General features: G+C 67.5%; 9 protein-coding genes. 6 read left to right on the forward strand and 3 right to left on the reverse strand.

Annotation, left to right across the window (positions count from 1 at the left end; all coding sequences use genetic code 11):
• Positions 1-64: 64 nt before the first annotated feature.
• Positions 65-3,058, forward strand: coding sequence for an insulinase family protein (locus B2G71_RS05300; RefSeq protein ID WP_098104680.1), 2,994 nt, complete (start codon positions 65-67; stop codon positions 3,056-3,058).
• Here the strand turns inward: B2G71_RS05300 and B2G71_RS05305 are convergent.
• Together B2G71_RS05305 and B2G71_RS05310 are read right to left on the reverse strand one after the other, a co-directional pair.
• Complete coding sequence (locus B2G71_RS05305; RefSeq protein WP_098104681.1) at positions 2,953-3,876, reverse strand: TIGR03619 family F420-dependent LLM class oxidoreductase; 924 nt, start codon at positions 3,874-3,876, stop codon at positions 2,953-2,955. The two genes, B2G71_RS05300 and B2G71_RS05305, sit on opposite strands and share 106 nt — an antisense overlap.
• A gap of 125 nt (positions 3,877-4,001) precedes the next feature.
• The gene (locus B2G71_RS05310) at positions 4,002-4,877 is read right to left on the reverse strand and encodes an isocitrate lyase/PEP mutase family protein (protein WP_098104954.1); all 876 of its coding nucleotides are present in this window, start codon (positions 4,875-4,877) and stop codon (positions 4,002-4,004) included.
• 166 nt (positions 4,878-5,043) lie between these two features.
• Here B2G71_RS05310 and B2G71_RS05315 point away from each other — a divergent pair, with 166 nt between their 5' ends.
• Positions 5,044-6,900, forward strand: coding sequence for a sodium:proton antiporter (locus B2G71_RS05315; protein WP_240530013.1), 1,857 nt, complete (start codon positions 5,044-5,046; stop codon positions 6,898-6,900).
• Here the strand turns inward: B2G71_RS05315 and B2G71_RS05320 are convergent, their stop codons facing one another.
• Positions 6,901-7,572, reverse strand: coding sequence for an HAD-IA family hydrolase (locus B2G71_RS05320; RefSeq protein WP_098104682.1), 672 nt, complete (start codon positions 7,570-7,572; stop codon positions 6,901-6,903).
• Between the two features lie 59 nt (positions 7,573-7,631).
• Between B2G71_RS05320 and glmU the strand changes: the two genes are divergently transcribed.
• The 4 genes from glmU to B2G71_RS05340 all read left to right on the forward strand — a co-directional run bounded on the left by glmU (position 7,632) and on the right by B2G71_RS05340 (position 14,446).
• Entirely contained in the window at positions 7,632-8,996 is a 1,365-nt protein-coding gene (gene glmU, locus B2G71_RS05325; protein ID WP_098104683.1) for a bifunctional UDP-N-acetylglucosamine diphosphorylase/glucosamine-1-phosphate N-acetyltransferase GlmU, read from the forward strand.
• 33 nt (positions 8,997-9,029) lie between these two features.
• Complete coding sequence (locus B2G71_RS05330) at positions 9,030-9,863, forward strand: TIGR00266 family protein (RefSeq protein WP_098104684.1); 834 nt, start codon at positions 9,030-9,032, stop codon at positions 9,861-9,863.
• Positions 9,864-9,972: 109 nt separating this feature from the next.
• The gene (gene glmS / locus B2G71_RS05335) at positions 9,973-11,796 is read left to right on the forward strand and encodes a glutamine--fructose-6-phosphate transaminase (isomerizing) (RefSeq protein WP_098104685.1); all 1,824 of its coding nucleotides are present in this window, start codon (positions 9,973-9,975) and stop codon (positions 11,794-11,796) included.
• 286 nt (positions 11,797-12,082) lie between these two features.
• Entirely contained in the window at positions 12,083-14,446 is a 2,364-nt protein-coding gene (locus B2G71_RS05340) for an EAL domain-containing protein (protein ID WP_240530014.1), read from the forward strand.
• Positions 14,447-14,529 lie beyond the last annotated feature (83 nt).

Here is a 14,529-nt window from a genome sequence, read left to right on the forward strand (position 1 = left end):
CGGCCGCGTCCCGGCCGTGCGACGCGCCTTGTATCGCAAGACCGGCTGGGCCACCTGAACGGCGATGAAGCTCTTACGGCTTTTTGCGGCCCTGCTTTCGGCCCTGCTTCCGATCGTCGCGCTCCCGGCCCCCGCGCTCGCCGCGCCTGCCAGGGATGCCGCGATCGAGCATGCGCGCGAGCCGGTCTGGGGCTTTGAGGACAGCGACATTCCGCTCGATCCGGCCTATCGCTTCGGCCGGCTCGGCAGCGGCCTGCGCTATGTCATCCGCAAGAACGCGACGCCCGAGGGCACCGCGCTGGTCCGAATGATCGTCGAGGCCGGTTCGCTCGACGAGAAGGAGGCTGAGCGCGGCCTTGCCCATTTCGTCGAGCACATGGCCTTCAACGGTTCCGCCCGCGTGCCCGAAGGCGAGATGGTGCCCCTGCTCGAGCGCAACGGCCTCGCCTTCGGTGCCGACACCAACGCCTCGACCGGGTTCGAGCGCACGACCTACAAGCTCGACCTGCCGCGCAACGATCCCGCCCTGCTCGACACGGCGCTGATGCTCATGCGCGAAACCGCGAGCGAACTGATGATCTCGCCCGGCGCGGTCGATCGCGAACGCGGGGTGGTGCTCGCCGAAATGCGCGACCGCAACACCTGGAGCTACCGCGACACCGTGGCCGGAACCAACTTCTTCTATGCCGGATCGCGTTTCGCCCAGCGTTTCCCGATCGGAACCGAGGCGAGCATCAAGACCGCCACCGCCAAACGGCTGCGTGAGTTCTACGAGCGCGAATACGTCCCGGGCAACGTCACAGTCGTGATCGTGGGCGATTTCGAGCCCGATCTGGTCGAACGGGCGATCCTCGCGCATTTCGCCGACTGGACCGGCCCGAAGGCGAGGCCACGGCCCGATGCCGGGCCGATCCGCAACGCGGATATCGGCCGCACCGACGTCTACATCGACCCGGCGGTCTCCGAACGCATCGTCGCGCAACGCACGCGTCCCTACACCTACGAGGCCGATACCGTCGCCGCGCGGCAGGAAAACCTGCTCGCGCAAGTGGGCTACGGAATCGTCAACCGGCGTTTCAAGCGGCTGTCGCGCTCGCCCGATCCGCCATTTCGCGGCGCCGGGTTCGGGACGGGGGACGTGTTCGATTCGGCCCGTGCGACGCGGCTCATCGTCGATACCGTCGACAGGACCTGGCGGCGCGGCCTGATCGCGGCGGCGCGCGAGTATCGCCGCGCGCTGCTCTACGGCTTCAGCGAGGCCGAGGTCGCGGAACAGCTCGCCAATATCCGCAATTCGCTCGAAAACGCCGCGGCGGGCGCGCGCACGCAGAGCAACGGCACGCTCTACGCCGCGGTCGAGGCGCTGCTGAGCGACGGCACCGTGCCATCGCAGCCGGCGACGGTGCTCGCCCGCTTCGAGGCCTTCGCCCCGCAGATCACGCCCGAGCGGGTCATGGCCGCGCTCGTCGCCGACGCGGCGCCGCTCGAGAACCCGAACATCCGGCTACGCACGCGCTTCGCGCCCGCCGGCGATGCCGACGCGGTGCGCGCCGCCTGGAACGAGGCGATGCTGGCCGCGGTCAGCCGCGAAAGCTCCACCGACCTCGCAGGCTTCGCCTATACCGACTTCGGCCCGGCGGGCGTGGTCGTGAGTGACAAGCGCGAGCCCGCGCTCGGCATTCGCCAGATAGTCTTCGCCAACGGGGTCATGCTCAACGTCAAGCACACCGAAATCGAGAAGGATCGCGTGCGCTTCTCGGTCAGCATCGACGGCGGCGACATGCTCGACACCAAGGCCAACCCGCTCGCGACCGAAATGGTGCCCTACCTGGACGAAGGCGGTCTCGCCCGGCACTCGAGCGACGATCTCCAGACGATCCTTGCAGGGCGCAGCGTTTCGGACGGCTTCCGGACCAGCGAGGCGAGCTTCGATTCGCGCGGCATCACCACGCCGCGCGATCTCGAGGTGCAGCTTCAGCTTCTCACCGCCTACATCGTCGATCCGGGCTACCGCGCCGAGGGCCAGCTTCAGTTCCGGCAACAGATGAACACCTATTTCAAGCGCAAGGACGCGACGCCGGGCTCGGCGCTGGGGGCCGCGATCGGCGGAATCCTGTCGGATGACGATCCGCGCTTCACGCTCCAGCCGGTCGAGGCCTATCGCCGGCTGACCTTCGCCAAGCTGCGCCGCGACATCGCCGGACGGCTCGAGTTCGGCGCGATCGAGATCGGCATCGTCGGCGATATCGAGGAAGAACAGGCGATCGCGCTGGTCGCCGCAACCTTTGGCGCGCTGCCCGATCGCGAGCGCCGCTTCCGCGACTACAGCGGCCAGCAGCAGCCGCGCGTCTTCGCCGAGGATCGCACGCGCCGCGTGGTGCGTCACGAAGGCGCGTCCGACCAGGCGCTGCTGCGCTTCACCTGGCCGACGCGCGACGACAGCGACATGGTTGAAGCGCTCAGGCTGGATCTGCTCGAACGCGTCGTGCGCGTGGAGCTGACCGATACGCTGCGCGAGAAGCTGGGCAAGAGCTACTCGCCGCAGGCCTCGAGCGCGCTGTCGCACAACTGGAAGGGCTACGGGACGTTCGCGGTCCAGGCCTCGGTCGACGTCGGTGAAGTCGCCGCGACGAGCGACGCGATCCGCGCGACGATCGCCGCCCTGCGCGCGCAGGCGCCATCCGACGACTTGCTCCAGCGCGCCCGGCAGCCGCTGCTCGAGCGGTTCCAGAACGCGCTCAAGTCGAACGCCGGCTGGCTCGCGCTGGTCGACCGCGCACAGAGCGAACCCGCGCGGATCGATCGCTATCTTGGTGCGGGCGAGATCCTGATGGCCACCACGCCCGCGGATCTTCAGGCCCTGGCGCTTCGCTACCTCGATCCCGACCGGGCAATCCGTATCGTCGTGGTGCCGCAGGGCGTCGCGCTCGCCCCCGAGGGCGACGAAAGCGATCAGGCCAGCCCCATCCCCGCGGCCACTTCCTCGAGCAGCGCGAACGCGCCTTCGTCCTCGAGATCGGGCAAACCCACGGCGATCCTGCCAACGCCCGCTTCCTGATACTCGGCGAGCAGTTCGGCGACCGGGCGGGGCTTGATATCCTCGTACGCCTTCGCGCCCCATTGCGGCAGGGGTCCGACGCCGAAACTGATCGCCGGAACCAGCAAGGTGATGTCCAGCGCCGCGAAGTCGCGCCCTTCCTCTTCGCAATAGCCGCGCAGTTCGCGCAATTGCTCCCGCATTTGCGGCGGCGAAAGAAAGGACGGGAGCCAGCCATCGGCGATCCGGGCGACACGCCGCAAGATCGCGGTGTTATCGGTCTTGTCGTTGCCCGAGCCGACCAGGATCGGAACGTGCGGCTTTTGCAGCGGCTTGGGATTGCAGTAGATTTCCGGGAACGAGACGTATTCTCCCGCATAGCTCGCCCGCTCCTCGGTCCAGAGCACCTTGAGCGCGCGGATCATGTCGAGCGTGACGCCCAGCCGCTTGTCGAAGCGATAGCCGAAGATCGCCGCCTCCTCCTCGATCCAGCCGGTGCCGAAGCCGAAGATGAGGCGCCCTTCGGACAAGCGGTCCAGCGTCGCGACCTGCTTGGCGAGCACGATCGGCTCATGCTGCGGGACGACGCATACGTTGGTGCCGAAACGCAACGTGCTCGTGGCGGTGGCCGCAGCGGCCAGCGAGACCATCAGGTCGGGCATGTCGCGGTAATTGGGAGGCAGCGGAACGCCGTAGCGCTCCGCCTCCAGCGAGGCGAAGGGGATTGCGGGATGCTCGCCCATCCACATCGATTCGAAGCCGAGCGCTTCGATATGGCGCGCCAGCCTCGCGATGGGCGGGCCGCTCCAGACATAGTTTGCGGTTACGCCGAGCTTCATTGCGCCTCCCCCCGCCGGTCGACCGCCGGCACAGCCGCAAGGTTCACCACAAGCGCGGCAGCCGGACAATCGACGGCGCGGCCGAATGCGTCCCCGGTCAAGCCGGGAGGTTCAGCCGTGCACGATCAGGGCGCGTGATTGGGACGGCTCTGCCGTCCGGTCTTCTCCGCCCATTCCTCGATCAGGCCGTCGTAGAGCGGATGCTCGATCAGCTCGTACTTTTCGGGGAAGTTCCAGTTGCCTGACTTCATCTTCCCCTCGTCCATCAGCTCGCGCATCAGCTTGAGGTGGTTCGCGGCCGCCGTGACCCAGCCGCCGGTCGCCATGTTGAAGGCGGTGTCCGGCAGCGTGAAGCCCATCGTCGCGACGGGAATGTTCGGCCCCAGCCCCTTGACGAGATCGCCGACCCACTCGGGCCGGGGTGGATAGAACAGCACGTCCGCGCCCGCTTCGATGTAGGCGTGGCCGCGGCGGATCGCCTCGTTGATGTCGCCGCCGCCGCCGCCGCCCATTTCGCTGGTGTAAAGCTCGTCGCAGCGCGCGATGATCACGAGGTCCTGGCCCGAATCGCGCTGCGCCCGGCGCGCCGCGTCGATCCGCGCCTGCTGGTCCTCGATCGACCAGAGCCCGTTGACGAGCTTGGAATGCTTGGGATTGCGTTCGTCCTCGACGTGGAATCCCGCGATGCCCTGCTGGATGTAGCGGCGGGTGAAATGATAGGCGTCGGCCACAGTCTCGCCCAGCGTATCGGCGTCGGCGATCAGCGGAATGCTCATCACGTTGGCGATCCGGCTGGCCTGCTCGATCTGCTCGACCTGGCTGTAGACGCCATTGTCGGGAACCGCGTAGTGAAAGGCGCTGCACGCGTGGCCGCCGAGATAGGCGGCGGGGAAGCCGACATGCTCGACGATCCGGCCGGTGATCGCCGAAAACACGTCGCCGCACACGAAGTGTTCGCCCGTCTCGATCAGCTTGCGCAGTTTCTCGCCCGCCGTTGGCATCGCCGCCTCTCCTCGTTTTCCCGTTTGCGTGTTATTGCTCGCGCCGCGGAACATCCGCTTGCCCGATCGGTTGCATGAAGCTGCCGGTCAGGCAAGCGTCTCCTCCCGATCCCACGGCCAGGCCTTGCCGCCTTTTTCCGGCACCTCGACAGCAACAGGAGCTACCTTGTCCGAACCGCTGATGCTGAAGATCGCGCTGATCGGCGTGCTCGGCATGACCGCGCAGTGGATCGCCTGGCGCACGGGCAAACCCGCCATCGTCTTCCTGCTCGGCGCCGGAATCATCGCCGGGCCGATCGCGGGCCTGCTCGATCCGGCGCGCGACTTCGGCGAGTTGCAGCAGCCGATCATTAAGCTGGCCGTGGCCGTGATCCTGTTCGAGGGCGGGTTGCAGCTCAATTTCCGCGACTTGCGCGAAGCCGGCCGCTCGGTGAAGCGGCTGATCATCCTGGGCGTACCGCTTGGCTGGATGACCTGCACGCTCGCGGTCCATCTCGGCGTCGGGCTCGACTGGGAGCTTTCGGCGCTGTTCGGCGGCATCCTCGTGGTGACCGGGCCGACCGTGATTGGACCGATGCTGCGCGCGATCAGCGTGCCGAGGCGAGTCGCCGACACACTCAAGTGGGAAGCGATCATCAACGATCCGATCGGCGCGCTGCTCGCCATCGTGGTGTTCGCGCAGATGACCTTCGCCACCGGCGATGCCGATCATGCCGCAAGCGTGCCGGCCGTGCTCGGCGCATCGGTGGCGGCGGGCGTGCTCGGCCTCGCGCTCGGCCTCGCGGTCACCTGGGCCTTTCCGCGCGGACTGGTGCCCGAATACCTCAAGGCGCCGATGCTGCTGGTGATCGTGATCGCCGCCTTCGTCGCGGCCGACACGCTTCAGCACGAAAGCGGACTGATCACGGTCACCGTCATGGGCATGACGCTCGCCAATCGGCCCACGTTCTCCACGGCGACGATCAAGCGCTTCAAGGAGGACCTTTCGGTCCTGCTGATCGCGGGCGTGTTCATCATCCTGTCGGCGACGCTCGACTGGCAGGTGATCAGCCGGGCGCAGTGGGGCTTCCTCGCCTATCTGTTCCTGCTGCTGTTCTTTGCCCGCCCGCTGACAGTCCTCGTTTCGCTGCTGGGCAGCGACATGTCGTGGCGCGAGCGGCTGTTCATCGCCTGGATCGCGCCGCGCGGCATCGTGCTGGTCGCGGTGACGGGCCTGTTCGCGCTACGGCTGAGCGAAAACGGCGTCGCGGGCGCCGACCTGCTCGTCCCGCTGGCCTTCGCGACCGCCATCGCGACGATCGTGGCGCACGGCTTCACCGCGAAGATCTGGGCCGAGACCCTGCGGATCGCGCGCGGCGAAGGCACCGGGCTGATGATCGTGGGCATCAACCAGTGGTCGGCTGCTGCTGCGGCGGCGATGCGCGAGGCCGGTGTCGAGGTGATGATGGCCGACAACTCGAAGTTCTCGCAGCGCCATGCCCGCTTCCGCGACATCGATTCGCGCAAGGGCGACGTGCTCAACGACAAGTTCCGCCACCAGTTCGACTGGAACGAGTTCCACCATGTCGTCTCGGCCTCGGACAGCGACGCCTACAACGCGCTGGTCTGCGCCGAACTCGGCCCCGAACTGGGCTTCGACAAGGTGCTCCAGATCGCGCCCGACCAACGCGACGGGCTCACCCAGCCCAAGGGCAACACCGTATTCCTCGATCCGGTCGACATCTACGAGTTGCAGACGCGCACCGCCGACGGCTGGATCTTCAGCCGAACGCGCATCACGCAGGAATACGACTTCGCCGACTTCAAGGCCAACCTCGACGACGGCGCGCAGCCCTTCGCGGTGGTCCGGCCCGACGGCAGCTACGAGATCTTCTCGTCGGTGCGCACCCCCACGATCCGCGACGGCGACGTCGTGATTTCCTTCGTTCCGCCCGAGACGGCCGAGGAGCGCAAGGCGAAGCGCGTATCGAAGGCGGCCGGCAAGGCGGAGGCGAATGCCGGGGCCAGCCCCGAGCCCGCCTGATCAGAGCCGTTCGAGCGTCGGAATCAGGTCGTCGAAATGGTCGATCACGGCGGCCGCGCCGAGTTCGGCCGGAGGCAGGTCGCAAAAGCCGAAGCTGACCGCGACGCAGGGCAAGCCCGCCGCGGCCGCCGCGCCGGTATCGTAGGTCGTGTCGCCGACATAGGCGGCGCGGGCGCTCCCGCCCCTCTCGACCATTTCGAGCAACAGATCGGGCCTGGGCTTGGCCCGGCCCGGTCCAAGTGTGTCGCCGCCGATAATGGTGAAGAAACGCTCGGTCAGGCCGAGTTCGCCGAACAGGCGCCGGGCCAGCCGCTCGAGCTTGTTGGTCACCACCGCGATCCGCACCCCGCGCGCGTGGAGCGCGTCGAGCATCGTCTCGCCGCCGGGAAACAGGCCCGAGTGAACCGCGATGTTGGCCTCGTAGTACCTCAGAAGCTCGCCATGGAGCGCGTCGAATCGCTCCGGCCCGACCGCGCCGCCGGTCACATCGAGCGCGCGGGCGAGCATCTTCTTCGCACCGCCGCCGATCAGATCGCGCACCTGCGCGGGGGCGATCGTCTCGCGGCCCTCGGCGACGAGCGCGTGATTCACCGCGGCGGACAAGTCGCCATGGGTGTCGAGCAGCGTGCCGTCGAGATCGAAGCCGACGATTTCAAAGGGAAAAGAGGTCATCGACGAGCCGATGACGGGTCGGTGTGGAAACCGCAAGCATTTGCTGGCAAACCGTGCGCATGATCGATCACGCTGCTCCGCTCGCTGTCATCATCCTGGCTGCCGGCAAGGGCACTCGCATGAAGAGCGAGACCCACAAGGTCCTCCATCCGCTGGCCGGGCGGCCGATGCTCGAGCACCTGCTCGCCAGCGTCGCCGAGCTCGCGCCGGAGCGCCAGGTCGTGGTCGCCGGGCACGGGCGCGAACAGCTTGAAAAGGCGCTCGCCGGCCGCGCGACGATCGCGGTCCAGGAGCCGCAGCTCGGCACCGGACACGCGGTGCAGCAGGCCGAGGCCGCGCTCGCCGGATTCCATGGCGACGTGCTCGTCCTCTACGGTGACGTTCCCTTCGTTGGCGCGGAGACGATGCGGCGCATGCTGGACCGGCTGCACGGGCTGAACGAGCCGCCCGTCGTCGTCCTCGGTTTCGAGCCCGACGATCCCCTCACCTACGGCCGCATCGTCGCCGACGGCGACACGATCAAGTGGATGGTCGAGCACAAGGACGCCACCGAGGAACAGCGCGCCGTCCGCCTGTGCAACTCGGGCATCATGGCGGCGCGCTCCGACGACCTGTTCGCGCTGCTCGCCCGCATCGGCAACGCCAACGCGCAAGGCGAGTACTACCTGCCCGACATCGTCAACATCGCCATCGACGACGGCCGCAACAGCGCGGTGGTCGTCACCGACGATCCCGACGAAGTCGCGGGCATCAACAGCCGCGCCGAACTGGCGCAGGCCGAGGCGCGCTGGCAGGAGCGCCGCCGCGCGCAGGCGATGGCCGAAGGCGCGACGCTGATCGCGCCCGAAACGGTGTTCTTTTCCTGGGACACCCGGGTCGGCCGCGACGTGACGATCGAACCCAACGTGGTCCTCGGCCCGGGCGTCGAGATCGCCGACAACGCGACGATCCGCGCCTTCTGCCACATCGAGGGCGCCAGGATCGCGGGCGGAGTCGAAGTCGGGCCCTACGCGCGGCTGCGGCCTGGCGCCGATCTTCGTGTCGGCTCCAGGGTCGGAAACTTCGTCGAGATCAAGAACGCGGTACTCGGCGCGGGCGCGAAGGCCAACCACCTCACCTACCTCGGCGACGCCGAGATCGGCTCGGGCACCAACATCGGCGCGGGCACGATCACCTGCAACTACGACGGCTATTTCAAGCACCGCACGGTGATCGGCGACCGCGCTTTCATCGGCTCGAACTCGGCGCTGATCGCGCCGGTGCGGATCGGCGCCGACGCCATCGTCGCGGCGGGCAGCGCGGTCAGCCGCGACGTCGCCGACGGCGAGCTGCGGCTGGTGCGCGCCGAGCAGCTCGTCAAGCCGGGCTGGGCCGACCGCTTCCACGACGCGATGAAGAAGAAAAAAGCCGAGAAGGCGAAGTAGCCCGTCCTCTTACCAGCTTCGGAGATCCCTGACATGAGCAACAGCCCCTGGAGCCACAGCCGCAGCAGCGCCGTGTCCGACGACATCGACTTCGAGATCAAGGGACAGGAACTGCAGTTCGTCGAGATCGAGCTCGACCCCGGCGAAAGCGCGGTCGCCGAGGCGGGCGCGATGGTCTGGAAGGACGCCAGCATCGAGATGACCACGGTGTTCGGCGACGGCTCGCAGTCCGGAGCGGGCGGCGGCTTCATGGGCGCGCTGCTCGGCGCGGGCAAGCGACTGGTCACCGGCGAGAGCCTGTTCACCACGGTCTTCACCCACCACGGCTCGGGCAAGGCGCGCGTATCCTTCGCCGCGCCGGTGCCCGGCGCGATCGTGCCGCTCAAGCTCGACGAGGTCGGTGGACGCCTGATCTGCCAGAAGGACGCCTTCCTGTGCGCCGCCAAGGGCGTGTCGATCGGCGTCCACTTCCAGCAACGGATCATGACCGGACTGTTCGGCGGTGAAGGCTTCATCATGCAGAAGCTCGAGGGCGACGGCTGGGTCTTCGTGCAGATGGGCGGCACCGTGATCGAGCGCGAGCTCGGCCCGGGCGAGGAGCTGCACATCGACACCGGCTGCGTCGCCGCCTTCACCGCGGGCATCGACTTCGACCTCGTGCGCGCGGGCTCGATCAAGTCGATGTTCTTCGGCGGCGAAGGCGTGTTCTTCGCGCGGCTGCGCGGCCCGGGCAAGGTCTGGATCCAGTCGCTGCCGTTCTCACGGCTCGCCGGCCGGATGCTCGCCGCCGCCGGGTCCTACGGCGGCCAGAACCGCGGCGAGGGTTCGTTGCTCGGCGGCCTGGGCGACATCTTCGACGGCGACTGATAAACCACCGCGCGCGGGCCCTTCGGGCGCGTTAAACCCAAATTCAATCCCGCGCGGGCATAGACGGCCCGAAGCGCGTTAACCCTCAGCTACGGGGCATTATCGGTCCATGTGCGGAATCATCGGCATTGTCGGCAAGGAAGAAGTCGCCGACCGCCTCGTCGACGGCCTCAAGCGGATGGAGTACCGCGGCTATGACAGCGCGGGCGTCTGCACCGTCCACGACGGCCATCTCGTGCGCCGCCGCGCCGAAGGCAAGCTGTTCAACCTGGTGCGCGAGCTGGCGCGCGATCCCGCGCCCGGCCTGATCGGCATCGCCCATACCCGCTGGGCGACGCACGGCGCGCCGACCGCGGCCAACGCGCACCCGCACGCCACCGGCGAACTCGCGCTCGTGCACAACGGCATCATCGAAAACTTCCGGCCGCTGCGCGACGCGCTCGAGGCGCGCGGACGCAAGTTCGAGAGCGAGACCGACACCGAGGTGGTCGCCCACCTCGTCTCCGAACTGGTCGAAGCCGGCGCGAGCCCCCAGGAGGCCGTCGCCAGGGCCCTGCCCCAGCTTCGCGGCGCGTTCGCGCTCGCGATCGCCTTTCGCGCCCATCCCGACCTGCTGATCGGCGCGCGGCTCGGCTCGCCGCTGGTGGTCGGCTACGGCGAGGGCGAGACCTACATCGGCTCGGACGCGCTGGCGCTCGCGCCGCTCACCCAGCGCATCAGCTATCTGGAGGAAGGCGACTGGGTCGTCGTCACTCGCGAGGGTGCGCAGGTCTACGATGCCGACAACAATCCGGTCGAGCGCGAGATCGTCACTTCGGGCGCTTCGGCCGCGGCGATCGAGAAGGGCAACTATCGCCACTTCATGCAGAAGGAGATCTTCGAGCAGCCGACCGTCGTAGCCCAGACGCTGCGCAGCTACATTCGCCAGATCGACCAGACGGTCGCCCTGCCCCAGATCGGCTACGATCTCACCGCGATCAGCCGCGTGACCATCGTCGCCTGCGGCACCAGCTACTACGCCGGGATGGTCGCCAAGTACTGGCTCGAGCGCTTCGCCCGGTTGCCGGTCGACATCGATGTCGCCTCGGAGTTTCGCTACCGCGATCCCGTTCTGGAGCCGGGCGGCCTCGCGCTGTTCATCTCGCAATCGGGCGAGACCGCCGACACGCTCGCCGCGCTCAGGCACTGCAAGCAGGCCGGGCAGACCATCGCGGTCGTGGTCAACGTGCCGACCAGTTCGATGGCGCGCGAGGCCGACCTGCTGCTGCCGACCCATGCCGGCCCCGAGATCGGCGTCGCCTCGACCAAGGCCTTCACCTGCCAGCTCGCGGTGCTCGCCGCGCTCGCCACGCACATGGCGGTTCTGCGCGGGCGCATGGACCGCGAAGAGGAAGCCGAGGTCGTGCGGCACCTGATCGAAGTGCCCGCCTGCCTCAACGCCGCGCTCGGCCACGACGAGGAGATCGCGCGGATGGCGCACCTCATCGCCCCGGCACGCGACGTGCTCTACCTGGGGCGCGGCCCGGACTATCCGCTGGCGCTCGAAGGCGCGCTAAAACTCAAGGAAATCAGCTATATCCATGCCGAAGGTTACGCATCGGGCGAGATGAAACACGGCCCGATCGCGCTGATCGACGACGAGGTGCCGGTGATCGTGCTCGCCCCGTCCGGCCCGCTGTTCGAAAAGACCGTGAGCAACATGCAGGAAGTGCGTGCGCGCGGCGGCAAGGTGGTGCTGATCAGCGACTGGGAAGGCATCGCCGAAGCGGGCGAGGACTGCATGGCCGTGATCGAAATGCCCAAGGTGCACCCGCTGATCGCGCCGCTGGTCTACGCTGTGCCCGCGCAATTGCTCGCCTACCACGTCGCCTGCGTCAAAGGCACCGATGTCGATCAGCCGCGCAATCTGGCCAAGAGCGTTACCGTCGAATAGCGGAGCGCCGGGACGCCGGGCCGTAGGGAAAATACGCCGCACGACGCGGTCTTATGTTGATCTATTGCACGCCGGAATGCGCCCGCGCGCCTAGTATTTTTTCAATACTGCCTGCACCTTCGGCCCAAAAAATTCAATTTCATTTGAAAGCATTTCGTACGCAAAAAGCGGTTCACGACAAATTCATGGATCATCGCCTGAGCCTTGCCGCTCACAAAACGGTGTGACGCGAGTATTTCCACCAGAACTTTACCGGGCGATAACGCCTATGGTCTAGGTAAGACCCGTGCCCAGACGACTTCAATCAGACGCGGCCCTGCCCACCGACCTGCCGGTCCTGGCGCTGCTCGGCCTCACCGATCCGGCTCAGGGCGATTGGTCCAGGCTGCGCGGGCTGCAGTTCGCCGAACTGGGCGGAATCACCACGACACGCGCGGCGACGCAGATCCTCGCCGCGATCGCGACCGCGGCGTTGTTCATCGGCATGATTCCGCTGCCCGCGGTCCTGTCGTGGCTGGCGCTGCTCGGGCTATCGCTGATCCACATCGCCCGGACCGAATCGGCGCTCATCACCGGCGAACGCCGCCGGATCGCGCATGACGAGACCATGGGTCAGACCAAGGCCGCGATCATCAACGCGTTGGTCTGGGTCATTCCGATCGCCGGGTTCGGGCCGTTCGTCATCACGATGACCGAGATAAAATTCTGGTCGATCATCGCCCTGCTGATGACGAGTTCGGCGATCCTGCTGCCCGCCGTGCCGATGAGCACGTCGCTGTTCCTCGGCCTGCTCGGCCTCTCGGGCGTCACCTTCTTCCTGACCAATGGCCTGTGGGACATGGCGATGGTCGTGGCCGCCTTCACCGCCATCTGCCTGACCGGCGCGACCGTCACCGCACGGCGCTTTCTGCTCACCAAGATCGCCCAGGCCGGAGCGGCCGAGAAGGACGAAGTCGTCTCGCTGCTGCTCAAGGAGTTCGAGGAAGGCGAGGCCGACTGGCTGTGGCAGATCGACGTCTCGCGCCGGGTGCGCGCCGTCTCGCCGCGCTTCGCCTACGCGCTCGGCAAGGACACGCGCGACATCGAAGGCAAGCCGTTCATCCAGTTGATCGCCGGCGAGGCCTGGGAGACCGGTCAGTTCTCCTCCAGCCTGCATGACCTTGCCGAGCGCCTGCAGCGGCGCGAGAGCTTCTCGAACCTGCTGGTGCGCGTCTCGATCAACGGCGAGGCGCGCTGGTGGGAGCTTTCGGGTACGCCCAAACTCGACGACAACGGCCTATTCGACGGCTTCCGCGGCGTCGGCTCGGACGTCACCGAGGCGCGCGAAAGCTCCGACAAGATCGCGTACATGGCGCGCTACGACACGCTCACCGGGCTACCCAACCGGATGATGCTGACCGAAGCGCTCGGCGACGCGCTGACTTACGCCGAGCAATGGCGCACGCGCTGCGCCTTCCTCATGATCGACCTCGACCGCTTCAAGGCGGTCAACGACACGCTGGGCCACCTCGTCGGCGATCAGCTTCTCGCGCGGGTGTCGGAGCGGCTGCGCGAGCAACTGACCGAAAACGAGCTTTGCGGCCGCCTGGGCGGCGACGAGTTCGCGATCGTCATCCGCGACGCGTCCGACCTCTCGCAGGTCGAGCGCATCGCCGAACGGGTCATCGCCCGGCTTTCGCAGCCCTACGAAGTCGATCACCACACGCTCTACGTCGGCGCCAGCATCGGCTCGGCGATCGGCCCGCGCGACGGCGCCACGGTCGAGACGCTGATGCGCAACGCCGATCTCGCGCTCTACCGCTCGAAGGACGAGGGCGGCGGGCAGCACTACGTCTACGAGCCCGCGCTCCACGCCCACGCCGAAGAGCGCCGCCAGCTCGAATTCTCGCTGCGCCGGGCACTCGACAACAACGAGTTCGTGGTCAACTACCAGCCGGTGGTCGATGCCAACGACGAGAACGTCGTCAGCTTCGAGGCGCTCCTGCGCTGGAAGAGCCGTGATCACGGCATGGTCAGCCCCGCCAAGTTCATCCCGCTGGCCGAGGACACGCGACTGATCGTGCCGATCGGCGAATGGGTGCTGCGCCAGGCCTGCGAAGAGGCGACCAACTGGCCCGAGCATGTGCGCGTCGCGGTAAACGTTTCTGGCGAGCAGTTGCTCGACGCCAATTTCGCCGCCAGCGTCGTCGGCGCGCTCACCAGCAGCGGCCTCAACGCGCGGCGCCTCGAGATCGAAGTGACCGAGAGTATCTTCCTGCGCGACGCCTCGATGGCGCGCGCCGCGCTCGAGCAAGTCATGGCGCTGGGCTGCGGCGTCGCGCTCGACGATTTCGGAACCGGCTATTCCTCGCTCGGCTACCTGCGCAAGCTGCGCTTCTCGACGATCAAGGTCGACCGCAGCTTCGTCCAGGGCGCGGCGAGCGGCAATCCCGAAAGCCTCGCGATTATTCGCGCGGTGGTGGCGATGGCCGACAGCCTCGAGATGTCGACGACCGCCGAGGGCGTCGAGACCGAGCGCGAGCTCGAAATCGTGCGCAACCTCGGCTGTCGCAAGATTCAAGGCTATTTCTTCGGCCGCCCGATGGACCGCGAGGACGCGCTCAAGCTGTTCCGCAAGACCGACCTGCGCAGCCTCGCCGCGCCGGCCTGATCGAAGCGCCCGATGCGGCGCGATCGCGGCATCGGCGAGTCATTGGTTGGTGCGGTCCGGACGTCCGTTCGGACCTTGGCAAA

The organism is Novosphingobium sp. PC22D (assembly GCF_002556635.1).
GTDB lineage: Bacteria > Pseudomonadota > Alphaproteobacteria > Sphingomonadales > Sphingomonadaceae > Novosphingobium.

Excerpts from the sequence above, each read along its gene's own strand:
- B2G71_RS05300 (WP_098104680.1), top strand. The coding sequence starts at position 65 with ATGAAGCTCTTACGGCTTTTTGCGGCCCTGCTTTCGGCCCTGCTTCCG.
- B2G71_RS05330 (WP_098104684.1), top strand. The coding sequence starts at position 9,030 with ATGAGCAACAGCCCCTGGAGCCACAGCCGCAGCAGCGCCGTGTCCGAC.
- B2G71_RS05320 (WP_098104682.1), bottom strand. The coding sequence starts at position 7,572 with ATGACCTCTTTTCCCTTTGAAATCGTCGGCTTCGATCTCGACGGCACG.
- B2G71_RS05305 (WP_098104681.1), bottom strand. The coding sequence starts at position 3,876 with ATGAAGCTCGGCGTAACCGCAAACTATGTCTGGAGCGGCCCGCCCATC.
- glmU (WP_098104683.1), top strand. The coding sequence starts at position 7,632 with ATGATCGATCACGCTGCTCCGCTCGCTGTCATCATCCTGGCTGCCGGC.
- glmS (WP_098104685.1), top strand. The coding sequence starts at position 9,973 with ATGTGCGGAATCATCGGCATTGTCGGCAAGGAAGAAGTCGCCGACCGC.
- B2G71_RS05310 (WP_098104954.1), bottom strand. The coding sequence starts at position 4,877 with ATGCCAACGGCGGGCGAGAAACTGCGCAAGCTGATCGAGACGGGCGAA.